Annotated in this window: 21 protein-coding genes; 7 read left to right on the forward strand and 14 right to left on the reverse strand. The window is 51.6% G+C overall.

Translation table 11 applies throughout. The annotated features are described in order from the left end of the window. Positions 1 to 9 precede the first annotated feature (9 nt). The 13 genes from R3B84_24720 to R3B84_24780 form a co-directional block, all read right to left on the reverse strand. Positions 10 to 690, reverse strand: coding sequence for a cytochrome c oxidase subunit 3 (locus R3B84_24720; protein MEZ6143782.1), 681 nt, complete (start codon positions 688 to 690; stop codon positions 10 to 12). Next, the gene (locus R3B84_24725; protein ID MEZ6143783.1) at positions 680 to 2,350 is read right to left on the reverse strand and encodes a cbb3-type cytochrome c oxidase subunit I; all 1,671 of its coding nucleotides are present in this window, start codon (positions 2,348 to 2,350) and stop codon (positions 680 to 682) included. The genes R3B84_24720 and R3B84_24725 overlap by 11 nt, the downstream gene beginning before the upstream one ends. Continuing rightward, complete coding sequence (gene coxB, locus R3B84_24730) at positions 2,350 to 3,453, reverse strand: cytochrome c oxidase subunit II (protein MEZ6143784.1); 1,104 nt, start codon at positions 3,451 to 3,453, stop codon at positions 2,350 to 2,352. The genes R3B84_24725 and coxB overlap by 1 nt, the downstream gene beginning before the upstream one ends. Further along, the gene (locus R3B84_24735) at positions 3,450 to 4,307 is read right to left on the reverse strand and encodes an SCO family protein (GenBank protein ID MEZ6143785.1); all 858 of its coding nucleotides are present in this window, start codon (positions 4,305 to 4,307) and stop codon (positions 3,450 to 3,452) included. The genes coxB and R3B84_24735 overlap by 4 nt, the downstream gene beginning before the upstream one ends. A 5-nt stretch (positions 4,308 to 4,312) precedes the next feature. Continuing rightward, positions 4,313 to 5,032, reverse strand: a complete 720-nt coding sequence (locus R3B84_24740) for a hypothetical protein (protein ID MEZ6143786.1) — start codon at positions 5,030 to 5,032, stop codon at positions 4,313 to 4,315. Next, the gene (locus R3B84_24745; protein ID MEZ6143787.1) at positions 5,022 to 6,374 is read right to left on the reverse strand and encodes a hypothetical protein; all 1,353 of its coding nucleotides are present in this window, start codon (positions 6,372 to 6,374) and stop codon (positions 5,022 to 5,024) included. Before R3B84_24745 ends, R3B84_24740 begins: the two co-directional genes overlap by 11 nt. Next, positions 6,371 to 7,096, reverse strand: coding sequence for a cytochrome c (locus R3B84_24750; protein MEZ6143788.1), 726 nt, complete (start codon positions 7,094 to 7,096; stop codon positions 6,371 to 6,373). Before R3B84_24750 ends, R3B84_24745 begins: the two co-directional genes overlap by 4 nt. Then, a complete protein-coding gene (locus tag R3B84_24755) occupies positions 7,089 to 7,646 on the reverse strand; it encodes a DUF3341 domain-containing protein (GenBank protein ID MEZ6143789.1) in 558 nt (185 codons plus the stop codon). The genes R3B84_24750 and R3B84_24755 overlap by 8 nt, the downstream gene beginning before the upstream one ends. After that, positions 7,643 to 9,055 carry an NrfD/PsrC family molybdoenzyme membrane anchor subunit gene (nrfD, locus tag R3B84_24760; GenBank protein ID MEZ6143790.1) on the reverse strand — a complete coding sequence of 471 codons (1,413 nt, stop codon included), beginning with the start codon at positions 9,053 to 9,055 and terminating at the stop codon, positions 7,643 to 7,645. The genes R3B84_24755 and nrfD overlap by 4 nt, the downstream gene beginning before the upstream one ends. A gap of 6 nt (positions 9,056 to 9,061) precedes the next feature. Continuing rightward, positions 9,062 to 12,322: a TAT-variant-translocated molybdopterin oxidoreductase gene (locus tag R3B84_24765; GenBank protein MEZ6143791.1), complete on the reverse strand. Its 3,261-nt coding sequence runs from the start codon at positions 12,320 to 12,322 to the stop codon at positions 9,062 to 9,064. 15 nt (positions 12,323 to 12,337) lie between these two features. Then, the gene (locus R3B84_24770; GenBank protein ID MEZ6143792.1) at positions 12,338 to 13,051 is read right to left on the reverse strand and encodes a cytochrome c3 family protein; all 714 of its coding nucleotides are present in this window, start codon (positions 13,049 to 13,051) and stop codon (positions 12,338 to 12,340) included. A 37-nt stretch (positions 13,052 to 13,088) separates the two neighbouring features. Continuing rightward, positions 13,089 to 13,412 carry a hypothetical protein gene (locus tag R3B84_24775; protein ID MEZ6143793.1) on the reverse strand — a complete coding sequence of 108 codons (324 nt, stop codon included), beginning with the start codon at positions 13,410 to 13,412 and terminating at the stop codon, positions 13,089 to 13,091. Positions 13,413 to 13,802: 390 nt separating this feature from the next. Then, a complete protein-coding gene (locus R3B84_24780) occupies positions 13,803 to 14,018 on the reverse strand; it encodes a hypothetical protein (protein ID MEZ6143794.1) in 216 nt (71 codons plus the stop codon). 469 nt (positions 14,019 to 14,487) lie between these two features. Between R3B84_24780 and R3B84_24785 the strand changes: the two genes are divergently transcribed. The 7 genes from R3B84_24785 to R3B84_24815 all read left to right on the forward strand — a co-directional run bounded on the left by R3B84_24785 (position 14,488) and on the right by R3B84_24815 (position 24,183). Then, a complete protein-coding gene (locus R3B84_24785) occupies positions 14,488 to 14,730 on the forward strand; it encodes a hypothetical protein (protein ID MEZ6143795.1) in 243 nt (80 codons plus the stop codon). An 831-nt stretch (positions 14,731 to 15,561) separates the two neighbouring features. Continuing rightward, the gene (locus tag R3B84_24790; protein MEZ6143796.1) at positions 15,562 to 17,016 is read left to right on the forward strand and encodes a TolC family protein; all 1,455 of its coding nucleotides are present in this window, start codon (positions 15,562 to 15,564) and stop codon (positions 17,014 to 17,016) included. Between the two features lie 185 nt (positions 17,017 to 17,201). Next, positions 17,202 to 17,645 (forward strand): helix-turn-helix domain-containing protein, encoded by a 444-nt coding sequence (locus R3B84_24795; protein MEZ6143797.1) that lies wholly within the window; start codon positions 17,202 to 17,204, stop codon positions 17,643 to 17,645. Then, on the forward strand, positions 17,642 to 18,337 hold the full coding sequence (locus R3B84_24800; GenBank protein ID MEZ6143798.1) for an IS630 family transposase: 696 nt from the start codon (positions 17,642 to 17,644) through the stop codon (positions 18,335 to 18,337). Before R3B84_24795 ends, R3B84_24800 begins: the two co-directional genes overlap by 4 nt. 663 nt (positions 18,338 to 19,000) lie before the next feature. Next, positions 19,001 to 20,638: an efflux RND transporter periplasmic adaptor subunit gene (locus R3B84_24805; protein ID MEZ6143799.1), complete on the forward strand. Its 1,638-nt coding sequence runs from the start codon at positions 19,001 to 19,003 to the stop codon at positions 20,636 to 20,638. Between the two features lie 15 nt (positions 20,639 to 20,653). Next, complete coding sequence (locus R3B84_24810; GenBank protein ID MEZ6143800.1) at positions 20,654 to 23,785, forward strand: CusA/CzcA family heavy metal efflux RND transporter; 3,132 nt, start codon at positions 20,654 to 20,656, stop codon at positions 23,783 to 23,785. A gap of 29 nt (positions 23,786 to 23,814) precedes the next feature. Beyond that, a complete protein-coding gene (locus tag R3B84_24815) occupies positions 23,815 to 24,183 on the forward strand; it encodes a hypothetical protein (GenBank protein ID MEZ6143801.1) in 369 nt (122 codons plus the stop codon). Positions 24,184 to 24,549: 366 nt separating this feature from the next. Here the strand turns inward: R3B84_24815 and R3B84_24820 are convergent, their stop codons facing one another. Continuing rightward, the gene (locus tag R3B84_24820) at positions 24,550 to 24,846 is read right to left on the reverse strand and encodes a helix-turn-helix domain-containing protein (protein ID MEZ6143802.1); all 297 of its coding nucleotides are present in this window, start codon (positions 24,844 to 24,846) and stop codon (positions 24,550 to 24,552) included. Positions 24,847 to 24,868 lie beyond the last annotated feature (22 nt).

Consider the following 24,868-nt stretch of genomic DNA (forward strand, 5'->3'; position numbering starts at 1 on the left):
AAGCAAAAGTTAAAAATGCAAGCCTTTGAGACTATGCGGACCAGCGAGATACAACAACGGCATCAGGAACAGCCAGATCGCATCCACCAAGTGCCAGTAAAGGCTGACCACTTCCACGTGAGCATAGTAGGAAGGTGTCATGGTGCCATTGTAGACCCGCCCCACCAGATACAGAACACACCCAATGCCAATGATTAAGTGAATCCCGTGAATGGCGGTGAGACCATAATAGAAACAGAAAAACAGTTTGATTTTTTCTGGATTCGCACCTTCTGGCAGGTGGGCCTGCGAAAACTTATCGGACCAGGGGATCAGATGTTCTTCCCAGTCGATGTAGTATTCGTAAGCCTTGAAGCACATGAACGCTGTACCCAGGATTGCCGTAATCAGCAGATTGCGGATCAGCTTACTACGTTCACCAAGTTGAGCATTGCGAATTGCCAGTGTCATTGTCAGACTGCTGGTAATCAGCAGAACGGTGTTGATGCCGGCAATCAGCACGTTCAGCAGGCTACTGGCGTGGGCAAAATCGGCAGAGTATTGCAACCGATAAACGGTATATGCAAGAAACGCCCCACCGAAGAACAGAATTTCTGTGGTAAGGAACATCCACATACCAAGGCGTTCGACGCCTCGTTGCTGTTCGATATCCTCAAAGTGGTGTTTCAATGCACCATGACTAGCGGACATCAGCCTTATCTCCGGTTTGGGTGAAGTTCAATGAGTACTCGTATGGTGCACAAACCACCTTCGGCGTTTTGTCAAAGTTATAGGTAACAGGTGGTGAAGGAATGCTCCATTCCAACCCGGTGGCACCCCACGGATTGGGGCCAGCCTTTTTACCAAAGAACAACGACAGCGGCAGGTAGATCGCTGGCATCAGGAAGCCAATCCCCTGAATTCCGTATCCCACAGTGGAGATGATGTTAAAGATCTGGAACTCCGGATTGTAATTGGGATAGCGGCGTGGCATCCCATGATAGCCCAGATAGAACTGGGGAATAAAGGTAACGATGTAGCCAGTGCAGATGACGAATGCGGCCATTCGGCTGAAGAAATCATTGTACATCACACCAAACATCTTCGGCCACCAGAAGTGCAGTGCTGCCAGATAAGCCAGCACCATCCCGCCCACCATCACGAAGTGGAAGTGAGCAACCACAAAGTAGGTGTCGTGCAGGTGGATATCAGTTCCCAATGTGGCGAGCGGCAGACCAGTCAGACCACCAATGGTGAACAGGAAGATAAAGCCCAATGCGAAGATCATCGGTGCTGGAAAAGTCAGTTGCCCACGGTAAAGGGTGGCCACCCAGTTAAATACTTTGATCGCTGAAGGGACTGCCACCAACATGCTAAGCAAGCTGAACAGCAGTGCGGCATAAAGGCTGATCCCTGCCACAAACATGTGGTGAGCCCAGACAATAAAACCGACGACTGCGATCCCCACGCTGGACCAGGCAACTGCAGTGTAGCCAAAGATGTTCTTGCGGGAGAAGCATGTCAGAATTTCGCTGACCACACCCATCCCAGGTAGAATCATAATGTATACGGCTGGGTGGGAATAGAACCAGAACAAGTGCTGGAACAAGAGCGGATCACCTCCCAGAGCCGGGGTAAAGATCCCCACACCCAGGCCAGCTTCCAGCATCAGCAGCACCAGCACAATGGCCAGAACGGGTGTACCCAGTAGCTGAATCAAACTGGTTGCATACATTGCCCAGATGAACAGAGGCAATCGCCCCCACGACATCCCTGGACAGCGCATGCGGTGTACCGTGACAATGATATTCAACCCGGTCAGGATTGATGAGAATCCTGTAATAAATACACCGAATACCCCAGGTAACATCCCTGGTTGGGAAAATCGACTGGAATATGGCGGGTAAAGCGTCCAGCCGGTATCAATCCCACCTGTCAGCAGTGCGTAGACTGCAAACACAGCACCAATCACCCAGATGTAGAAGGATGCCAGGTTCAGCTTGGGGAATGCCATATCCTTCGCACCCACCATAATGGGTACGAAAAAGTTGCCCATCACCCCGGGCACTGCAGGAATCAGGAAGAAAAACAACATGATCACACCATGAGCGGTGAATGCTTTGTTGTAATCTTCATTGGATAGAATCGCGCCGGACGGTGACAGCAGATTTAAACGCACCAGACCAGCGGCAGCACCACCAGCGACAAAAAAGACGCTGATGCCGATTAAATATAACAAGCCAATCCGCTTATGGTCGACCGTAAACAACCACGACCAGAAACTGATACCGTTATTGAGATAGTTTTTACCGGACTTGGGTTGTTCGTCAGGAACCTCATGCCCGGTGCTGGTTTCGAGTGTTGCACTCATTACTTGGAACCTCCCGTGGTCGATGGCGGATCGTTGGGCGCACCGACTGGAGCCGCCTGATTATGCGTGTTGTAACGCATGTCACCGGGTCGCAGTGACTTGATGTACTGGATCACTTGAATTAATTCTTCTTCGGTCACATCGGTGGGGCTATAGGCCGGCATAACTGCCTGCCACCCTTCCCGAACTTTCTTCTTGGGATTGCGAATTGATTCACGAATGTAGTTATCATCCACCGTGTGGGTGTACCCCCCGGCAAATGAACGCTTGCTTCCGTGAATCCCTTCCAGGTTTGGAGCCTTGGGATTTTCGAGATTGTGGCAAGTGGAGCACTGCAGCTTGTGGAACAGAATCCAACCCTGGTGTGCCAGACTGCCGTCAACCGGATTATCTCCGGGCCGGTTCCAGGTGCCGTTCAGCCATTCCTTGTATTCCGATTCTTCGACGACAAGCACTTTACCCACCATCAAGGAGTGGTTAGTACCGCAATACTGATCGCAGAAGATATCAAATAGTCCCGTCTTGGTGGGTTTGTACCAGGTGTGGGTATAACGCCCAGGCAGCACATCAATCTTCTGCCGGAATGCAGGTACCGCAAAGTCATGAATCACGTCTTCGGAAATCAGCGTGATTTTCACCGGCTGGTTTACAGGAAGGACCATCACACCGTCGAAACGGCCCTGACCACCGACGGCTGCTGAATAATCGAAAGAACTCTGACCGATAATCACCCGCTGACCAGTGGGGTACTGTACCTTCCACATCCAGCGTTTGCCAGTGACAAAAATCTCAGGCGCATCCGCAGGGACGCGTAATGCTTGAACGTATACCCAGGCTCCCCAACCGAAAAACACCAGGAACAGGAACATGGGCAATACGCTCCATAACAGTTCCAGTTTGTGCGAACCGAGAATCCGGGGTGTTGCACCTGGTTCCGGGGTCGTCTGACGGTAGGCAAAGCAGAAATAAATTACTGCAATGAACACACCCAGACCGGTGATACCTGTCGTGCCGCAAATGAACCAGAACAGGTAGTCCACATTCCAGGCCATATCGGAGGCATGCGCGGGCAAAATCGATGGTACAGATGGATCAAGAATCATTGATTCGTACTCCCTGCTGCAATGGCAGCCTGTATTTTTCTGGAGCGTGAACGTAAATAGGCAATCAAAAACGCACCTGCAATGGTCACTAGAGTTAAAACACCACCAATCCGGGTCACAAACATTACATCTGCGTAGTATTTCCCTCGAGTCGAATCATATCGATAACAACTCAGGAAAACCTGATCGATGAACGTCCCCATTTTGCCTTCGGAGGCTTCCATCAGGGCAAACTTCACGTCGCGCGGGTTAAATTGATGCCCAGCAAAATATTGCGAAATCTTTCCTTCCGGAGTCAGAATAATCAACCCACTGCGGTGATTGTATTCTTTCAACATTTTGTCATAGCGGTAGCTGAAACCAGCAGCCTCACACAATTGAGTGAGGTGGGGCTCCTTTCCGGTTAAAAATCGCCAGCCCTGATCAGCAACTTCACCACGACCATACTGAGTAACGTAAACTCGCTTTTTCGCCCCAGCCAGTTCCCAGTTCTCTTTCGGATCAAATGAAACCACCACAATGTTAAAATCTTTCCCGACGGTGTAAGATTTCATCTCTTGATCCCGCACCATCGCCAGAGTTCCATCAAAAACCAGACCACATAATTGTGGGCAGCGATAATAGGCAAGAATAAAGACAGTGGGCTTGCCGTTCATTGCCTGCTTTAACGTAATCGCCTGACCATTCTCATCAACCAGTGGGACATCAATCGGCATTGCATCACCGATTTTCTGCTCCACTTTGACACTAGGATCAAAGTTCGGGTCGTCATCGCTTTTAGGCATTGGACGATTCTGGGCAACCAAAGGGCTGCACAACAGAAGACTTCCTATTACCCCAACCAGCAAACGCATCGCCATTACCCTTCCTTCTTGGGTTCATTACCCTTGTTGTTGGGCTCGGGCACTGGCTGTTTCTTTGGTGCCGGAGGAACTGGTGCAGGCTTGCTCAGATCAGCAGCTTTCAACACTTCAGTAATCCGATGGCCAGCATTCGATTCTTTCGCTCGGTCAACAGGCGCATGAACATCAATCGTTGCCGCACCAGCTGCTGCTTCTATCTTGTTGGTGTTTGCCAGCAATTCCAGCACTTTGTCAATCGGCAACTTATATTTGCCACCTTCCAGCGGTTGGAAAGTCATCAGATCTGGCTGCGTCGCACTCCGATCGGACTTATAATTCTGAGGCAATAATTCCCAAGGTGTCACGTAGCGTGAGTTCTTGGATGGCTTGATCTCTGTACCACTGGTAACTGTTGCGTTTTCGGTGCTGAGCCGAAAACCTTCCAGGCGTGGCTGCTTCACCGTTGCATTCGGATCAGTGGAAGAAATCCGTTCCATCCGGTCATTCAACGGTGCGCTGTTGCGTTCCGCCGCCATCTGATTCTGTGCTGGTTCTAATGGATCAGGCCCAAACACATTGGCAAACAGTATCGATGTAATCGCAAAGCCAATAATTCCAGTAATGATCACCACAATTGGCACAGCCAGAATCGGTTTGGAATCAAACTTATCTGGTTCGTAAGGCATTTTGTGGGCAGGCCCCGTTAGAGCGAACTCTTCGCCATGATTAGTGGTCATGATGAGCCTCCAGAATATAGGTTTCGTGCGTCGGCACTAACGGATACTTTTTCAACTGACCAAGGAAATACCAGACCCACAGGCCACCGATCCCTACCCATGCACATACATCGAGAAGCAGGTACAATTTCTGATCCGTGTGCATCGACAGAGGTGCCGGCTCTACCCACCAAAGTACATCGAGGAAGCAGACTGCCATCAGCATCACTGCAATGCGAGTCATCGCTTTCTGACTCGATTTCACATGGCGGAATAACAACAAACCAAATGGCAGGAAGAAGTGGAATACCACCAGCGCAAACGCCAGATATTGCCAGCCACCCCGAGTACGTTTCAGATAATAGGGGATTTCTTCTGCCAGGTTTGCAACCCAGGTCAGCATGTACTGAGCAAAGTTCGTATATGCCCAGAACAATGCAAATGCCAGGAACAAGCTACCCAGGTGAATCTGTTCACTGGTCTTGTAATATGGCATCTGACCATTGCGATTGAGCCAGATCAGCACAATGATTGCAAAGCCAAAGCTGCAGATCATGCTGTTGCCAAAATAAATCACCGGGAACATCGACGAAGCGAATGTTTCTTCCAGCGACATTACCCAGTCGGTGACTGCCATGGTCACGGTAATTGAAAAGACAAACAAACCAATCGAGGCAACATACTTCTGCTTCGCCCGAGCACTGGCATCACCATCGCGTTCGGCTTTCAAACCATATTTGTGCAGGAAAAACGCAATCATGCCCCACAATCCCCAGAACACGAGAGCCCGTGCTGCAGTAAACTTGGGGTTCAGATATTCTTCCACCTTGGCTTCCACATCCGCTTCCAGGTTCGGATTCGCGACTTCTTCGCGATTCATCGCCTCTTTCCATGTGGTGGCTTTGCTGGCTTTCTGTTCTTCCATCAATGCTTTGTCGTGGGTTTCGCCATGATGATGGCCTGCCCACCAGAAGCTGGACTTTTCACCCATGAACATGCTGACAATTACTGGAATAAACAACACAAAGCCCAGCAACATCGTACGTACATTCGCTTCGAATATCCGTCGCATCAGGATACCCCAACGGCCACCGGTGAGGTATTGAATCAGAATCAGGAACATACTTCCGACAGCCAGAAACAACCAATAAAGGATGCCCGACTGATAAGACATGAATGCCTGTTTCGGGAAAGTAATCCCCTTTGCGGAAGCAAGTATCCCTGTCAGGATTGCAAATGCAATCAAGCCACCGAAACCGATGAGTAAGGCCAGTTTTCGTGGCCCCGCCATCAGAGTTTCCAACGCAGAGCTACCATTTTCAGGTGTTTCTGAAGCCGGGGATGGATGTTGTGCTTCACTCATTTGTTACCCCCCAACGACTCCTGCATTTTCTTCCAGACCTCTGGGTCAACGGTGGCACTGTCAAAGTTCTGACTGTACTGTAATGCTCGAACATAGGCAGCAATGCGCCAGCGATCGGTGACCGCAATATCTGATGCAAAGTTTGGCATGCCGCCATAACCTTTGGTGATCACATGGTAGAAATATCCAATCGGAATCTCCCGCAGGGAAACTGGCACTTTGTATAACTGAAAGGCACGCGAATTATCCTTGTGATAATTTGGTGGTGCCAGATAACCTCGCTCCACAATTTTGCCCATGCCATCACCGACGGTGCCATGGCATGGTGAACAGTGAATCTGGTAGCGTTGCTGGCCACGCTGCAAATCCTTTAAGGTCATCTTAAAGGGGGTTTTGCTGACAAAGTTATCCACATTATTGGCAATGCCAGGCCCGGTAACAATATTGTCCTGCGGGTTCGGTCCGATTGCAACGCGCTGTGCTTTTTGGCCTTCAACACTCAACCCGGTTGCCATCGGATCGTCACTCAAGTACTGACTTCGATGAATAGTGCCATCTTCCAGCGGACGTGCGGAACGTTGATCGCTGAAGAAATCACTTTCGGACAATGTTCTGTTTGCTGGCTGGTGGGCCATCCGTTGCTGACACGCGGTAAAGGTCAGAATCAACACGACCAATATGCCGCTTCGCACATATCGGGCTTTTGATGCGTGATTACTCATGAGGCACCTCCGCCAGGGATACAGGCGTTGTTGATTCCATCAACGTACGGGTGGCTGCAAGATTGAACTTCGGATCAGTTGCTTCCACCGCCATAAAAAACTTATCTCTGCTGGCAGCAGCGAACTGTGGCACGTTAAACAGCGGGTGATGCAGTCGGGGCAGGCCACAAATCGCAAACAAACCAAATACTCCGGTTAAAGCACAAGTCAAAATCCCAGTTTCAAAGGTAATCGGAATGAAACTGGGCCAACTGATCAGCGGTTTTCCGCCAATATTCAGTGGATATTCAAATGCAGACAGGTACGACTGCATTACAAAACCAATTACCGCACCGATCACGCCGCCACACAACATGATGGTGGCCATTTCGGAATACTTGAAACCCAGGGCATCTGCTACACCTGCTACCGGGTATGGCGAATAGCCATCCAGTTTGGTGTAGCCTGCTTCCTTCACTTTCGTGATACCAGCAATCAGATCATCAGCCGTGTTGTATTCTGCCAGCAACCCATAGATCGCTGGGCCTTGTTCGTCATGCACGTCGCTCATGGAGGGCCCTCCGCGATTGAATGTCCATCTTGACCACCACCTTTCTTCGGCAGCAATTCACGCATTTCGGTGATGCTGATCATTGGCACGTAGCGAACAAACAGCATGAAGAAGAAAAAGAAGATCCCGAATGTTCCCAGATAGAGCAACCAGTCCCACATGGTCGGAGCATAATGGCCCCACATCGATGGGAGATACTCGCGGGTAAGCGTGATCACAATCACATATCGTTCAAACCACATCCCGATCAATGCAATGATGGAAACGGCAAACAATATCCAGGCATTCATCCGCCACTTCTTCACCCACAATACCTGGGGTGCCACAAAGTTACAGAAAATCAGCACCCAGTACGACCAGCCGTACGGACCAAACAGTCGCTGCCACGTGGTGCTCTGTTCGTAAATGCTATGACTGTACCAGCCAAACCAGACTTCGCTGAAATAGCCATAAGAGACCATCAAGCCGGTCGCCAGCATCACCTTGGCACAATTATCGATGTGCCAGTCGGTAATAAAGTCTTTCAGGCCATAGAGCGATCGCAGTGGGATCGCCAGCACCAGAACCATGGCGAAACCAGAGAAAATCGCACCAATCACGAAGAACGGTGGGAAAATCGTCGCGTGCCAAAGCGGGACAATCGAGACTGCAAAGTCAAACGACACAATCGAGTGCACCGAAAATACCAGTGGGGTTGAAATCCCTGCCAGGATCAGGTAGACCTTTTCATATCGACGCCAATGATACGCCGAACCACGCCAGCCGAGTGCCAGTAAGCCGTAAATCAGCTTCTGAATCCGGGTGGGTGCGGCATCTCGCAACGTTGCAAAGTCCGGAATCAAACCCACGTACCAGAAAATCAGAGATACGGTGAAGTAGGTACTGACCGCAAATACGTCCCATTCCAGCGGACTGCGGAACTGAGGCCACATCCCAAAGTTGTAGGGTGCCGGGAACAGCCAGTACGCCAGCCAGGGCCGACCCGTGTGAAGCAAGGGAAACACCCCGGCACACATCACGGCGAAAATCGTCATCGCCTCAGCAAATCGGTTGATACTGGTACGCCAACGCTGGTGCAACAGTAGCAGAATTGCCGAAATCAACGTTCCCGCGTGGCCGATACCGATCCACCAGACGAAGTTGATAATTGCGAAGCCCCAAGCCGAGGCAATATTCAAGCCCCATACCCCGGTACCGTAAGTCAGCAGGTGGACTACTGTACCAACGAAAACGAGGGAAAAGACTACACCAAAGCCGAACGCCAGCCACCAGACTTTCGGATGCCCTTTGACACCAATAGCAATGTTTCCAATGCTATCCGCTACGGTGCCAAGGTTGTGAGTCCCACCAATCGCTGGTGGGAGTTCTTCCACGTGGGGTGGGTGTGGTTCGAGAACGCCTGTCGCCATAATTAATTACGCCCTCGGCATTTCTGGGTTAGGGTTACGAACCGCAGCCAGATACGTCGTCCGTGGCTGCGTATTTAATTCTGCCAGCAAACCGTAATTCGTGGGTCGACGTTTCCATTCTGAAACGACCGAATCACCATCATCAAGGTTACCAAATGCGATCGCACCGGATGGGCAGGCTGCCTGGCAGGCAGTCAGAATTTCGCCATCCAGAATCTCCCGTCTTTGACGTTCGGCTTCAATTTCTGCCGAGCGAATCCGCTGGACGCAGTAGGTGCACTTTTCCATGACCCCACGCTCGCGAACACTGACTTCGGGATTCCGCATCAGTTTGTAGGTATCAGTTCGCCAGTCTGCGTACGTCAAAAAGTTAAATCGACGAACCTTATATGGACAGTTGTTTGAGCAATAGCGGGTCCCGACGCACCGATTGTACACCATGTCATTCAGACCATCGGCTGAGTGTGCGGTGGCTGCCACCGGGCACACCACTTCGCAGGGGGCTTTTTCGCACTGCTGGCACGGAACAGGCTGGAAGTGCACCTGAATATTGCCTGCATCATCCGGATCGTTGCCAGAGTAGTAGCGATCGACGCGAATCCAGTGCATTTCCCGACCGCGAGTGACCTGATCTTTGCCCACTACGGGGATGTTGTTTTCGGCCTGACAGGCAATCATGCATACACCGCACCCGTGGCACGTATTGAGATCGATTGCCATCCCCCACCGACGTGCTTTCGCGTAGTCGCTGGTAGTATTGATGTGCGGGTCATCGGAATGCAATCCCAGAATGTCATCAGGCAGATTGCGGCTGTCCGGATGCAGTGTCAGTGGGATTAAACGTTTATCATGAACATGGTGTTCATGACCATGTTCATCGTGCTTGTGGCCATCATTCCCATGGTCATGCCCTTTTTTCGAGGGTGCCGGCTGCGGGACAATAATCATGTCCTTTTCCGGTTTGGCGGCATTGGGAATTGATGCAAACGTAGGATTTTTCTGAAACTCTGGCAGATAACCCATCCGTGCGGGCCGACGATCCCAACCCGAATCGTCTTTCATCGCATGGTGGGCCTGCGTACAAGCCAGTGTGTAGCGGTTCGTGCTGGCTACAGGCTTCTCGCAGTTATCCATCCACAAACTGCTCGTGGTGCGGATCGTGAAAGTATTAAAACCTTTCTCATTTCCTACCTGACCAGCATGGGTGCGGCCAAAACCCAGGTGCAGAGTAATCGAATCGTCTGCATGGCCCGGCTGAATCCAGACTGGAATACTTAAGGTCTTACCAGCTAAGGAGATATCGATGAAATTGGCACTTACCTGACCGTGCTCGCCGCCCCCCCAGCGTTCGCTGTAAACAGTAACGCCTAGGTCTTTAGCTGTTTTCGGGCTGATAATTGCTGCGTTGTCCCACGTCAGCTTGGTAATTGGCTTTGGCAATTCCTGCAGCCAGCCATTGTTGGCGTAACGACCATCGTGGATATTCGGGTCCACACGGAAGTTGACCTCAAAAGCAGCCACTTTCGTAACACTTTCTTTGAGATTCGTAATATCCGGAGCTTTTTCAACAGTGGGCCAGGCCGAATCTGGAATTACCCCATCCTGCAGCCAATGTTCCCACGCATGCTGAAACTCTTTGTGCTTTTCAGATGGCTTCCACTGTTTGTGCCAGTAAGCTTTGACCACTTCCATAGAACTGGAAGGCGTCATGGTTTCCACGGCACCCAGTGGACCGGGCACCTGAACCTTGTAGTCAAACAGCCGCACGAACAACTCCAGTGGAGTGCGTGCGCCATGCAGTGGGGCAATCAACGGTTGTTGCAAAGAAACAATACCATCGTAGCCACGCCCATCACCCCATGTTTCCAGATAATGTGCCAGCGGGAAGTGCCAGTCGCACTTGATGGCGGTCTCATCCAGGTGGGTACCCATATGAATCTTCAGGCCCACTTTCGCCAGTGCATCGGCAAAGCCCAGATCCACAGGAGCATCGTAAACAGGATTACTTCCCAGAATCAGCAGTGCATCGACTTTGCCAGACTTCATCTCATCAACCAGTTTGGTGAGATTTGCAGTCTGACTGCCGAATGTTTTGTCAGCCTTCTTCAACGTGACCGATTTGCCAAATGCCTTTAATTCCTGATTGATTGCGTGGGCAATCGCATGAACTGCGGCAGGCTGATGATCGCCTACCACTACCAGGCCTTTCCCTTCATGGGCCTTTAAATCATTGAAAAGCGGATCGAGCCAGCGTTCAGCCAATTCAGGCAGTTTTTCGCCAGAAGCGACTTTCAAACCAAACTTATTAGCCAATGCTCGAATAAACGAATCAATCTGCGTGCTTTTCAGTGCCAGCCGGTGATCTGCAACCGAACCCGTACCAGTGAGGTTCGATTCAACCGCATACAGGCGAGTTAGCTTCTCCTCGGTAGCACCTTCTTTGCTGGTAACCCGTCGATTCACATTAAATTCACGTGAGTATCGAACGGCGGCTTCCCCATGACAAAGGAAGTCTGCATCCACTGCCAGAACGCGGGTGGCCTGAGTGAAATCGTACACAGGTAGCAGTTCTTCGCCAAATGCCAGCTGACTACCCTGGGATACGAAATCTCGGTTGCTGGTTTCGTATTCGTACCATTCGGTATTCTTAAACTGTACTTTGAAATCAGCGATTACCGATCGCAAGGTGGGTGATGATGAAGCCAGCGAAAGAATACGAATGTTTTTGGTTTGCAGCCCTTCAAACTTCGTCCGCAATTCGGAAGTGGCTTCATCCCACGATTTTGCCAATCCCTGAAACTGAATGTTTCGGGATCGATCTGGATCGTACAGATCCAGCAGCGATGCCTGAATGTGGGCACTGGAAGCCCCGACGCTGCCCGGGTGGGTGGGATTGCCTTCGATTTTGATAGGTCGGCCTTCACGGCTTTTCACCAACACACCTGTTGCCACGCCACCTTGCGAAAAGGTGGTTGCATAAAACAGGGGCAGCCCCAGCGTCATTCCTTCGGGCTGACGAACATATGGGAAGATCTTTTTCGGCGATGCCGGACGAGGCGAACAGCCAATGCCAGCCAATGCCAAGGATGCCGCCGAAAGTGTCAGAAATGTCCGACGACTCAGAGGATCCGTCCAAGATTCCGCATCATCCGGAAATTCCCGCTCCAGCATCTCCTGAAATGCAGGAGTATTTGCCAATTCTTCCAAACCAAGCCACTGCTCTTTCCCAGAGGCTGGCGTATTCAACAAATTCGTTGTTTCACCCATGATTACCCCTCGAAATTAACGGTGACAGATTGAACAGTTCGTAATAACCATTGCATCGCGGACACGGTGCAGTTCCTTCAGTTGTTTGCCCAACTCCAGTTGGGTATAAGGCTTCCCTGTGGCGGGGTTTTCCTTCTTACCTGTAGTTGGGTCAATATAATCTTCCGCTTTCCACTTCATGTTGGTGATTTCGGTCAGCGGTCGCAGATGCTCTTCCGGGTTACGGTGACATTTCAGGCACCACTCCATCAAGAGCGTGTGTTTTTGGGACATCAACGGCATTTCATCCACTTCGCCGTGGCAGGAATAGCACCCCACCCCTTTGCCCAAGTGAATCGAGTGGTTGAAATACGCATAATCCGGCAAATTATGAATTTTTTCCCATGGAATCGACTGATTATTTTCAAAGCTGGCCCGCACCGGGTTCAGCATTTGGGAGCCATTCCACATCTGCTGGTGGCATTTCATGCACGTTTCCGTGGGCGGGATGCCAGCGTAGGGGGAAGTTTCGGCCGCAGTGTGACAAAAGCGACAATCGATCCCCAACTCACTGACGTGGTGCTTGTGGCTGAATGGCACCGGTTGATCCACCACTTCGCCTTTGCCCGTGATGTAGCCGGAACGGTACAAAATGGCCCCCGTTGCTCCAGAACCCATGCCCATAAGAGGGAGACCAAACACCAGCATTCGTACGATGGTGTTCATTCCTCGTGGAAAGATTTGTGGCATTGATTATTCCTGTTATCGAAGCCGAGATTCACCCGGATTAAAGACTGACACCATACTCTAGAAACAACATATTCACAAACCGTGCAGTTAACAGTGCATGGCCGATGGAAAACTGTGCAAGAAAGATCGCACCCAGTGCGTAATACAATCCCTTAGCCGGGGTGCGGTTCCCCAGAATGATGCTGAGGGTGGCCAGACCGCACGCTGCCACTGCCAGAAGCATGCCCATGGGGTAAATCCACCAGGTAAACATCGAAAAGACGGCCATGCTGAACGAACCGACAGCAAAACCACGAACCTGGTGACGCAGGCCACCATGTTCCGCACTCGTTTCTATGCAAGCAGATTCAGGACCAACCATCGGGAACTTCTCCACAGACTCGGCAAACAAAGTTATATGCAAATCATGGGCCACACGGACAGTGGGCAACGAAAACGATTGCCGCGAACCACCAGAATGCCACGAAGATTAACCGTAAGTGCTTGTTTTGAAATAATTTAAGTCAGGTGACTTTTTGAAATTTTCAGGAAATCAATCCTGTTTGTGTGCCGCACACCATCGATTCGTTTCTTACTTTCGCATTTTTCATTTCCCACCGCACGCAATTGTGGGAATCAGATGGACATTTGCACAACTAAATGATTGTCCGAAAGTTTGTCTGAAGCTTGTTATATAATCAATTAAATACATAATATATTGATCATAATTCAACATGAAATTCGGTTTGTTGTTCCGTCTGGATAGTCTTGCTCAGCGGACCAATTTTGCTTTGAGTTGGCTGATCATCAGATCAAGTTCATCAAGTGATTTCTGCTGCAACTCGTCCACAGGGGTAATTGACAAGCCGAGAATCTCCTCAAATGCATGAATCTGGCCGATTTTTCGACCTCGATCTGTGCCGATACTGATCCCTTCTTTCACGCCTTCTTGTTTCGCAAGTCTTTCAAAAGATGTAACGTATGGCATTTGGTTCTCCGTCAATAATTCAAATCGGACTTTGTTAAAATCTTCTTCAAGTTCATCTGGTAATTTTAGCAGCCAGTCCAATCGAGTAATTTCCAGGAAAACACCAAAATAAACGATTTTTATCGTGTTTTACAGCCATTTCGCAGCGGTACACCATACCTTGGCTATTCCAGATTTTATCAGATTTTCCACCAATTAGTGCTTTTTCTGTACCAAATTCTGTGCCGAAAGCCCCCATGTTCGATGTGCAAGGGTTTTTGGATACTACAAAAAGGGTAAAAATTTGTGATCTTGGAGGATATCTGTACGAGAGAAAAAACGAAACACGATTGGAAGATTGAAATCGCCAACCTTCTCGAAGGTGGTTATGGCCCAATGCAAGTAAGTCATTCTGGTGTGTGACAATCTCAATACGCATACGAAAAGGAGCGTTTTACGAAGTCTTTGAGCCAGCTCGTTAGTTAGTCGCCTGGAATTACACTACACCCCCAAGCATGGAAGTTGGCTCAATATGGCGGAAAACGAGCAGAGTAGTATGATGCAGCAATGCCTAGTAGCAGGTCGGCGCATCGGCAGCATCGAAGAGCTCGCTTCCGACACCACAGCCTGGCATGAAGATGTTAACAACACCGAGCGCGAGATTGATTGGCAAATGAAAACTGACGACGCAAGGCACAAGCTAAATTTACTCTATCCTAAAATCAAGATGTAACAAAGTACTAGCTAGAAATTACTGACCTTTACCCAAGCATTTCGGCAAACCGGGATTTTTGTTTTGGTGAAGATCTTGCGGAGAACCAAATCCATCTTCTTGGTTTCCCACCTCCGTACCTAAATTCGATTTACAACTCCTAGATTTTGCGAACCGACTTCAGCAATTTGCTTAAACCTGCGAGTGATTGAAGCCGATATACAGAACACTATGTGTCGTGTTTTAACCCTCCTACTCCTGTTTGGTGTGCTACTCTTTCAATGGGTAAACGGCATTCGTTGTTTTGGCTGGTGCTTATCAGTAGGTGAGGACATTAGGTCGCACGTGCATCTACAAGCAGTACTACCCGAGACGCCAGAAGTCAAAAAATGTGGCTGCCATAGATCAGTTCAATTGAGCATTACCGCCGCGAGCCTGCATGCACATGATCAAGTCATCTCGCCTCCAACTGCTGCGACGGACCAAGCACGGTTTCCAAATTCCTACAATAGTATTTTGTATTTGGACTTTAGCCCCACATTTGGCTGTCGAGTGAGTGTTTACGAAAGTGTTGATGTTAGCAACTGTCCTGCTCCTAAACTGGTGTGGGCGTTTAACCTTCATCGCTGGAACTACAACTCACCCAGCTACTTCATCTCGCCGTTGGTCACACAGCAATGTCCAATGGCAATTATCCAGTTTATCTCCGCGTCTGCGCTCTTTTGATTTAGTAGGCATTTTTACTCGCCCGTAACTGGCGAGCAAAATCGCCAGAAGCAGTCTAACAATCTCGTGGTTGTCATCAGTTGAGGGGTCGATTACGCATTCCGTAATTTATTTAGGAGATGATAGATGATGTACATGGTAAATAAAACTCTGCCTGGTGTAGCGTGGCTCACGCTGATCGGGATGGCTGGCTGCGCGACCGGCTTACCCGAAAGGTATGCCACTCAACCCGTCGTCATATCCTCGTCGGTCCTTGTAAAAGATGATCCCTACCCTGTCGTAACCAATCCAGCTCCGGACTTGATCCAAGTCACCTATTCGTCCGGGGATTCGCCTACCCAAAAGAAAGATCAGAAGTTCAATAATGGCGACGGGAAACGGCTTTCGCCTAGAGTGCCAACCGAACTATCGCTTACCGATCTCATCAAGTTGACTGTCGAAAGAAACCCTCGCCTCGCGCAAGTGGGGTGGGCCGTTGAGACAGCAAGGGGTCGTGCAATCCAAGCCAAGATGTACCCGAATCCGACGATCAGCATCACCGGGGACGAACTCGGTGACCGCACGGGTCCTGGCGGAATCTGGACGGCTCCGTACTTCCAGCAGGAGATCGTGACGGCGAACAAGCTCGGACTGAGCCAAGCCGCTGCCCTCAAGGAGGTTGATCAGGCTGCCTTGGCAGTCGTGTGTGAACGTTACCGACTGTTCACCAACGTTAGAAAAACTTATTTCGAGTTGGTCACCCTACAAGAACGGGTGGAAATCCTCGAAAAGTTGGTCGAGCTGGCGGAAAAGTCGGTCGAGAACGCCAATAAATTGTTAAAAGCGAAGGAGGGAAGCGAACTTGACGTAGTCCAACTTGAAGTTGATCTTGAACGGTATAAGGCGGACCTAGAAGCCACCAACAAGGCTTTACCCGCAACGTTTCGGCGGCTGGCCGCAAGCGTAGGCATGGATGACTTGCCCTATGGGAAGGTCGGCGGCGGCCTCGAAACGCCCCTACCCGAGTACGAGTTGGAGCGGATCCGCACTTACATCTTGGGCATCCACCCGGCCCTGAGGTCGGCCCAGATCGGGGTCGAGCGGGCGAAATTAGTGGTGCAGCGGGTGACCGTTGAGTCAATCCCAAATGTTACCCTCGGCACTGGATACGTCCGCCAGAACCAGAACAAGTCGAACGATTGGGTGATCAATGCCAGCATCCCTGTACCGCTGTGGAATAAGAATGAGGGGAATATTTTTGCAGCGAAGGCCCAGGTTGAGGAAGCGCTAAACGAAGTGGGTCGCGTGCAGAACGACCTAGTCGGGCGGCTCGCCACTGCGTATACGACTTTCATCGCCGCAAAAGAGCGAGTCGAGAGGTATAGGATCGCCATCATCCCGAAGGCTGAGCAAAGCTACCATTTGGCCTTGAAAGGGCAAAAAGGTGGCGAGTTCGAGTACTTGCGGGTGTTGCAATCACAACGGGCTGTGGCCGAGACCCGTTTAGAGTATTTGCGGTCGCTAGGAGAGGCGTGGCAGTCCGCGAGCGAGATCGCAGGGTTTATGCTGGAAGACCAGTGGCCGGTGCTCCCGTCCAAATAATAACTATCCATCAAGCGTAAAGACGGAATGGTGACAGCGGGATTTTTTTGCAGGCACATTCAACAAACTTCGAGTCGTTCTTGCCTTGAAACAATGTCGAATAAGCTAGTGCTTTGTCACATCTAAAAAGTCGGATTGGCAATTCCAGTCAAATCTGCGATACTGCATGGTACAAGGAGTTTGCCATGCGGAAGTTGTATATCATTCGACTGACAAAGCAAGAACGAGTCGAGCTTCAGAGTGTCGTCAAGAAGTTGAAGGGAACCGGGCAGAAAGTTCGACGTGCTCAGATTCTGCTGAAGGCAGATGCCGATGGTCCGAATTGGACTGATGAGCGTATTGCCGAGGCGTTTTCGTGTCGGACTAGAACCGTGGAACGGCTTCGCCAGCGGTTCGTCGAGCAAGGATTTGAAGAAACGCTCAACCGAGCTAAACGTCAGCAACCACCCGTGGATAAGCTATTGACGGGCGACCAAGAGGCCCGCATCATCGCGACTCGGCTTGGGCCGCCTCCGAAAGGCTACAACAACTGGACGCTTCGGTTGCTGGCACGCAAGGTCGTGGAGTTGGAAATCGTGGAGTCGGTGAGCTACGAAACGGTCCGACGCACGCTAAAAAAAATGGCATGACGAATCGGAAGATTGAATATTGGGTGATTCCTCCGGAGGCGGACGCCGAGTTTGTCGCCCATATGGAAGATGTGCTGGAAACCTACGAAAAACCGTACGATCCGAACGTGCCGGTCCTGTGCATGGACGAACAACCGGTGCAGTTGTTGAAAGAAACACGCGTTCCTATTCCCGCCACGGCCCAACATGCCAAGCGGGTTGACTACGAATACGAACGAGCGGGCACGGCGGCTATCTTCATGTTTACCGAACCGCTGGTCGGTTGGCGTGAAGTCTCCGTTCGCGAACGGAGGACGAAGATTGACTGGGCCATCGAAATGGCTCGGTTGTTGGAGGGTCGCTATGCGTCATGTGCCAAAGTGATCGTGGTGTGTGACAACCTCAACACCCACACCAAGGGCGCGTTCTATGAAGCGTTTGAACCCGCGCGTGCGCGGACCTTGGTTCGACGGATCGAATTCTGCTACACACCCAAGCATGGAAGTTGGCTGAACATCGCAGAGAATGAACTGAGTTCGTTAACCCGCCAATGTGTCGCGGACCGTCGCTTTGAAGATGTTGCCACTTTGAGTGAAGAAACCGAGGCATGGTCGAACGATGTCAACACCACACAGCGTGGCGTTGACTGGCAAATGAAGATCGACGAAGCACGAACGAAATTAAAATCGGTTTACCCGACAATTAAGTCGTGACAGAGCACTAGAATACCAGTGATGTTTTCTAAAGCGGGGTTGACTGAAGTGAAAATGTTTGATACAAGATTTATAGGGAGTAATTTTCCGGAGACAACATTTTCGATCTTAGACGACTTCTGATTCTGGTGGCCTGTCTGCAGCTGCTCCTACCTCCCAACTTTTGCATGTGCAATTTTGGTGATAATGTCCACTCGGAATTGTCGCAGTTTCAAATTAACAAGTCCACTGTACCTGATCAATCCAAATGCTGTTCCCAACACAACAACAAAGAAGATTACAATCCTGTTCCTGCACATTTTCCTACCCCATCGGAAGACGATCACTCGTCGGGTTGTCCAGCTTCCATAGGTGTTGATAGCTACAAATTGCTCGAATCTTCACAATCGTTTACGCTGAACTTTCTGTCTTACGATATCAGCTTGTTTCTGCCTATCGAACTTATCCTAACCTTCGCTATCCGCCAGATTCGATCATCAATACCTATCTATCTTTCCTGTTGTTCGCTTATCATTTAGTCCTCCCAGTTTCTATAGAAGCCTATAGTTACGGCTTTTTGCTGTTCGTTTCAGCACGCTTTGTCCGTTAATCTAACTTTATTTAATATCGGTCGTCGCTCAGCGGCGGATACCGAGTTTTTTTACAAGACTTATGGGAGCAATAATGTCCGAAAACGCAGTCATGGACTCACCGGAACGGGAACCGGTCGCCACGATTCAACATACGCTAATTATCCCGGGGCATAATTTCATTGGGGCTATCATCGGTTTCGTTGCCGGGATAATCCCTACGTTGCTTGTTCTGTCCGTCGCCGGAGCCATCGGGTGGTGGGGCCACCAGACTGGTTGGAAGTTGCCGAAATTTTCCGAACTCAACGGTAACGTCGCGGACAAGGACGATTGGTGTACCGAACACAACGTCCCCGAGTCCGCATGTGTCGAGTGTGACGACAATCTCATGCCAAAAGACAAAGTCCATGGTTGGTGTAAGATCCATGGCATTCCTGAATGCACCCTCGACCACCCGGAACTTGCACAACTCCCGAAACCACCGAGCGTCGCTTCCGCAGAACTCGCCCGGGCCAAACGGGCTTTGGAATTTTGCGCCCGAACCGCCAACAATCCTAACTGCAGAACTCACCTGCGGCGCATCCAGTATGCCACAGCCTCCGATGCGGACAAAGCTGGCATCATGGTCGAGCCGGTGTGGACGGCCCCGGCGGTTGAGTTCGTTTCAGCACCAGGCGAGATTGGATACGACCAAACAAAGCTCGCACATCTTTCCTCACGGTCGCCCGGTACTGTTTGGAAGGTGTACAGGCATTTGGGCGACGAAGTTAAGGCAGGTGACGTATTAGCGTTGGTAGATGCCGCCGATGTTGGCAAGGCGAAGACGGAGGTTCTCCAGGCATACGCCACGCTTCAGCTAAAAGTACAAACGGTCGCGAGCATTAAGGAATCTGGCGGTGCCGTTCCCGCAGCGCGCGTCCGGGAGGCTGAAGCCGCTGCGCGCGAGGCCGAGATTAGATTAATCGCGGGGTGCCAGGCCCTGACCAATTTAGGTTTGCTACTGAAGGAATCGGAAGTACGCTCGCTCACCGCCGACCAACTCAAGTCGAGGCTTCACCTACTTGGCATCCCTGCCGAGGTAGCTAAAACCATCGACTCAGATACGGCGACTTCGAACCTGCTACCGTTAGTTTCCCCAATGAACGGGTTGGTCGTTTCGCGAGAGATCGTCGCGGGGGAGGTAGTGGACTTGGCCCGCATTCTGTTCGAGGTAGTGGATACGCGGTCTCTGTGGTTGACGTTCGATCTGAAGGGTGAAGATGCCCATCGCGTCAAAATAGGACAGCAGGTCATGTTCAAGCCGGATGACGGGCGAGCTGAGCTTTCCGGATCGATCACTTGGCGGAGTTCTCAGGCTGACCCGAAAACCCGCACCGTCAAGATTCGCGCCGACATCTCCGACCCAGAAGGTCGGCAAGTGGCCAACACCTTTGGTGCTGGCCGAGTAATCCTCCGCGAAGAGGAGAAGGCAGTCTCGGTGCCGAACGAGGCGGTCCACTGGGAGGGCTGCTGCAACGTCGTGTTCGTCCGCGATAAGGACTACCTCAAATCTGAATACAAGGTGTTCCATGTTCGTAAAGTGCGGATCGGGGCCAAAGACGGCAAAAACACCGAGATCGCTGCTGGCCTCCTGCCAGGTGAGCTTGTCGTCACCAAAGGCAGTGGGCTAATCCTGACCGAACTGCTACGCAGTAGCCTCGGCGAAGGTTGCGCTTGTCACAGTAAGAAGTAACAAGGAGGTTCGACCGTGCTAAACGCTATCATCGATTTATCACTAAAGTACCGCTGGCTGGTCATCCTCGGGGCTGTTGCCTTGGCGGTGGCCGGAGCAGCAGCTCTCAGATACCTAGACATTGATGCCTTCCCTGACACAACGCCGGTGCAGGTGCAGATCAACACAGTCGCCCCGTCCCTTGGGCCAGCAGATGTCGAGCAACAGATCACTTACCCCATCGAGCAAGCACTCGGCGGGCTGCCGAAGGTCGTCACAATGCGGTCCATCTCGAAGTTTGGCCTTTCCCAGGTCGTCATCATCTTTGAAGATGGCACCGACATCTATTTCGCCCGTCAACTTGTGACCGAGCGTCTCACGAATGTGCAACTTCCACAGGGGCTAGACCGCCCTAAAATGGGGCCAGTCTCGACCGGTTTAGGTGAGGTGTTCCACTATGTTATCACTGGTAAAGGCGACGACATGACCCAACTCCGCACCATCCACGATTGGATTGTCCGGCCCCAGATGCGGACTGTGAAGGGAGTGGCCGAAGTGAACTCCTGGGGCGGCTACGAGCGGCAGTATCAGGCCCGTATCGACCCCGCGAAGTTGGCCAAGTACGGCCTTACCTTCGATCAGGTGACCACCGCCCTCCGCGACAACAATCAGAACGTCGGTGGCGGAGTAATTGACCAGCGCAGCAGTACGGTGATCGTCAGCGGTGTGGGTCGCACGGTCAATATCCAAGAGATTAAGAACATTCAGATCGCGGTTACAGACGGTGTGCCAGTACTGATCGGCGACGTTGCGGACGTGCGGATCGGCAGCGAGGTCAGGCGTGGGGCAGTGACTGCAGACGGAAAGGGCGAGGTCGTCCTTGGGCTTGGTTTCATGACGATGGGTGAGAACTCACACGAAGTGACATGGGGCATGAAGCGGAAGCTTGACGAAGTTAAGGCATCCCTGCCGCCGGGCGTCAAGGCAGAGCCAGTTTATGACCGCACCGAGTTGATTGACTACGTCATCGACACTGTGAAGGCGAACCTGTTCGAAGCCGGGCTGCTCGTTGTGTGCGTGCTGTTCCTGTTTCTGGGCAACCTGCGGGCCGCATTCATCGTCGCCTTGGCGATCCCGCTGTCGATGCTGTTCGCGTTCTCGGGCATGTTGCGATTCGGAGTGGCTGCCAGCCTATTGAGCCTTGGGGCGATAGACTTCGGCATGGTGGTAGACTCGTCGGTGGTGATGGTCGAGAACTGCGTCCGCCACTTAGCGCACAACCCTGAGGGTAACTCCAAGCGGGACGTGATCCGCGAAGCCGCTGTCGAGGTCCGCAAGCCGACATTGTTTGGGGAACTCATCATTCTGATCGTTTACCTGCCGATCCTTACGCTTGAGGGGATTGAGGGGAAGCTTTTTCGCCCAATGGCACTCACCGTCATCTTCGCTCTAGTCGGGTCAATGATACTGTCGATTACTTTCATGCCAGCGCTCGCAAGTTTGTTGTTACCGAAGAAGGTCACTGAGCGTGAGCCGTTCCTTTTACGGGTTGTAAAATTCTTTTACGTCCCGGTTCTAAAGTACACAATGCACCACAAGGTCGCGGTTCTCCTGTTCGGGGTGACCGTACTGGCCGTGGCATTCGGGCTGGTTGCACCTCGCCTTGGAACAGAGTTCGTACCGAAGCTCTCGGAAGGGTCTATGGCTCTTGGCACAGTGCGGTTGGCTGGCACCAGCCTGGAGGAGTCGATCCAGACGAACACCCAGGTAGAGAAGGCACTGCTAGCCGCTTTTCCCAATGAGATCAACCACGTTTGGAGCCGCGCTGGGACCGCCGAGGTGGCCACCGACCCTATGGGGGTCGAGTTAACGGATATCTTCATCAGCCTGAAACCCCGGTCACAATGGAAGCGGGCGAAGACGCAGGACGAGTTGACGGTCTTGATCGAAAAGGAATTGAGATCGATTCAAGGGCTTAAGTTCGCGTTCTCTCAGCCCATCGAAATGCGAATCAACGAGATGGTAGCCGGCACCCGCTCTGACCTCGCGGTGAAGCTGTTCGGGGATGACCTGGAGGTACTCAGGGTGAAAGCTGCCGAGATTGAGAAGGTGATGAAGACGATTCCCGGTGCTGCAGACCTCGCCGTTGAACAGGTGACCGGTCAGCCAGTGTTGCAGGTGAAGGTGAAACAGGACCAACTCGCCAGATATGGCATCCCAGCCCGTGTCGTCCTCGATCTGATCGAGAGCATCGGGTCGAAACCGATGGGCGAAATAGTGGACGGGCAATTCCGTTTTCCGCTGGTAGTGCGACTACCGGACAAGTGGAGGAACAGCCCGGAATCTGTTGGATCGATACAACTGCCAACAGCGACTGGCGAGCGAGTACCACTATCGCGTATTGCCGACATCGCGGTGATTGAAGGTCCGTCCACCATTACACGTGAATGGGGTCAGCGGAGAATAGTCATCACCTGCAACGTGCGGGGCCGTGATCTGGGTAGCTTCGTGGCTGAGGTGCAGCAGAAAGTGAAGGCCGAAGTGATCCTGCCCCCGGGGCGCTATCACGTCCAGTACGGCGGGCAGTTTGAACAGTTAGAGAGGGCGCAGATGCGGCTGATGATCGTCGTCCCGATCGCTCTTCTGCTGATATTCGGTTTGCTTTACGCTACCTACGGCACGATTGTAGACTCCCTCCGAGTCTTCTCTGGGGTGCCGTTCGCGTGGATCGGCGGCATCTTCGCCTTGTGGCTGCGGGACATGCCTTTCTCGATCTCGGCAGCCATCGGGTTTATCGCACTGTCCGGTGTGGCAGTCCTTGATGACATGATTCTCGTCAGTTACGTCCGCCAACTCCAGAAGCGGGGGCGGACACTGGAGCAGGCGGTCGAAGAGGCTGCAATCACCCGATTGCGGCCTGTGCTGATGACGACCCTTGTGGCGTGCCTCGGGTTCGTTCCGATGGCTTTTTCGACCGGCATGGGGGCTGAGGTGCAGCGGCCCCTCGCTACCGTGGTCATTGGCGGCGTGATCTCGGCGATGATCATGTCCCTTTTGGTATTGCGGGTATTGTTTGTCGTGTTTCGGTTCCCAAGCCGACGAACTCCGCACGCGGCCATCGAGGGCCAGCCGCAAAAAGTGGCCCCGAAGACGATTGTCGCCCAGTGATGGGCATATATTTCCCGGGAGGTTTTGAGATGAACAAGCAGTTGATGAATGTGGCCCTGCTAGCAGGGCTATTTGTGGTGGTAGGGTGCGGACAGAAGTCTGCCGAAACTGTCAGCACGGGCAAGGAGATTGCGAAGACCGGTGAGCAGAAGGAAGAGGGCGGTCACGGTTGGTGGTGCGACGAACACGGAGTGGTAGAGGAAGAGTGCAGCATCTGCCAGAAAGAGGTGTTCACTAATCTAAAGAAAGACGAAGTCTGCCCGAAGCACCCTGACCGGGCGAGTGGCCAGTGCTTCATCTGCAATCCGGACTTGTGGGAGAAGAGTAAAGCCACCTATATCGCCAAGTATGGCAAGGAGCCGCCTGAGCCGAAAGAGAACATGCCCGTGAAGAAGTAACCTGCTAAATTACTTCTTCACGGCGTCGTTAGTGGATCGCGACACGTTACACATAATAGCCTTTAGTGAACTTCAGTGTATACATTTTACGTCCATCATTGGCGACGGCGAAAACAAATCGTCGCCACCACTTGTTAGGCGACGATTATGATTTTAACACCGATTGTATGCGAACTCGCATTACGAAATAATGTGCCAATTTCCGAAAGCCTAGAAACGGGTGTTTCATTTGCAATCGATCCAGCCGAGCTATCAGTTCCAGTTTTGTTACCGACTCGCAGGCTCGATCGGCTGATCCCCAAGAAATCACATAGTCGTCGGTTGCTCAGCGTGGAATGATCTCGGTCCAACTGCTGCCGTTTCCAATCAGCCGAAGTTGGCAACTTTTTTTTTCAACCATTCCAACTCCATTTTCAATCTGCCAATCTGTTCAAATAATTCTGATTTTTCCTCCTCGCTCTTCTTCAAGTCACTTGCCTGGGTAGTTCCAGAAAAGATCGTTGCTGCCTGGTCAAGCATCTGCTTTTTCCAGCCTTGCACCAGCCGAGTGTGGACTCCGAATCGGGCCGCCACCTGGCTGAGTGTCTGATCTCCTTTCATCGCTGCCAAAGCTACCTGAGCCTTGAATGCAGCAGTATGAGTCCGCGGACTTTTACTCATCATCACCCCCTTCATTGGCACGAGT

The organism is Zavarzinella sp., assembly GCA_041399155.1.
Lineage (GTDB): Bacteria > Planctomycetota > Planctomycetia > Gemmatales > Gemmataceae > JAWKTI01.

Coding starts and splice junctions, on each gene's coding strand:
- R3B84_24815 (MEZ6143801.1), top strand. CDS start 23,815: ATGAACAAGCAGTTGATGAATGTGGCCCTGCTAGCAGGGCTATTTGTG.
- R3B84_24735 (MEZ6143785.1), bottom strand. CDS start 4,307: ATGCGTTTGCTGGTTGGGGTAATAGGAAGTCTTCTGTTGTGCAGCCCT.
- R3B84_24750 (MEZ6143788.1), bottom strand. CDS start 7,096: ATGAGTAATCACGCATCAAAAGCCCGATATGTGCGAAGCGGCATATTG.
- R3B84_24740 (MEZ6143786.1), bottom strand. CDS start 5,032: ATGACCACTAATCATGGCGAAGAGTTCGCTCTAACGGGGCCTGCCCAC.
- R3B84_24745 (MEZ6143787.1), bottom strand. CDS start 6,374: ATGAGTGAAGCACAACATCCATCCCCGGCTTCAGAAACACCTGAAAAT.
- R3B84_24770 (MEZ6143792.1), bottom strand. CDS start 13,051: ATGCCACAAATCTTTCCACGAGGAATGAACACCATCGTACGAATGCTG.
- R3B84_24795 (MEZ6143797.1), top strand. CDS start 17,202: ATGCGGAAGTTGTATATCATTCGACTGACAAAGCAAGAACGAGTCGAG.
- R3B84_24755 (MEZ6143789.1), bottom strand. CDS start 7,646: ATGAGCGACGTGCATGACGAACAAGGCCCAGCGATCTATGGGTTGCTG.
- R3B84_24805 (MEZ6143799.1), top strand. CDS start 19,001: ATGTCCGAAAACGCAGTCATGGACTCACCGGAACGGGAACCGGTCGCC.
- R3B84_24800 (MEZ6143798.1), top strand. CDS start 17,642: ATGACGAATCGGAAGATTGAATATTGGGTGATTCCTCCGGAGGCGGAC.
- coxB (MEZ6143784.1), bottom strand. CDS start 3,453: ATGATTCTTGATCCATCTGTACCATCGATTTTGCCCGCGCATGCCTCC.
- R3B84_24775 (MEZ6143793.1), bottom strand. CDS start 13,412: ATGGTTGGTCCTGAATCTGCTTGCATAGAAACGAGTGCGGAACATGGT.
- R3B84_24725 (MEZ6143783.1), bottom strand. CDS start 2,350: ATGAGTGCAACACTCGAAACCAGCACCGGGCATGAGGTTCCTGACGAA.
- R3B84_24765 (MEZ6143791.1), bottom strand. CDS start 12,322: ATGGGTGAAACAACGAATTTGTTGAATACGCCAGCCTCTGGGAAAGAG.
- R3B84_24790 (MEZ6143796.1), top strand. CDS start 15,562: ATGATGTACATGGTAAATAAAACTCTGCCTGGTGTAGCGTGGCTCACG.
- nrfD (MEZ6143790.1), bottom strand. CDS start 9,055: ATGGCGACAGGCGTTCTCGAACCACACCCACCCCACGTGGAAGAACTC.
- R3B84_24720 (MEZ6143782.1), bottom strand. CDS start 690: ATGTCCGCTAGTCATGGTGCATTGAAACACCACTTTGAGGATATCGAA.
- R3B84_24820 (MEZ6143802.1), bottom strand. CDS start 24,846: ATGATGAGTAAAAGTCCGCGGACTCATACTGCTGCATTCAAGGCTCAG.
- R3B84_24780 (MEZ6143794.1), bottom strand. CDS start 14,018: ATGCCATACGTTACATCTTTTGAAAGACTTGCGAAACAAGAAGGCGTG.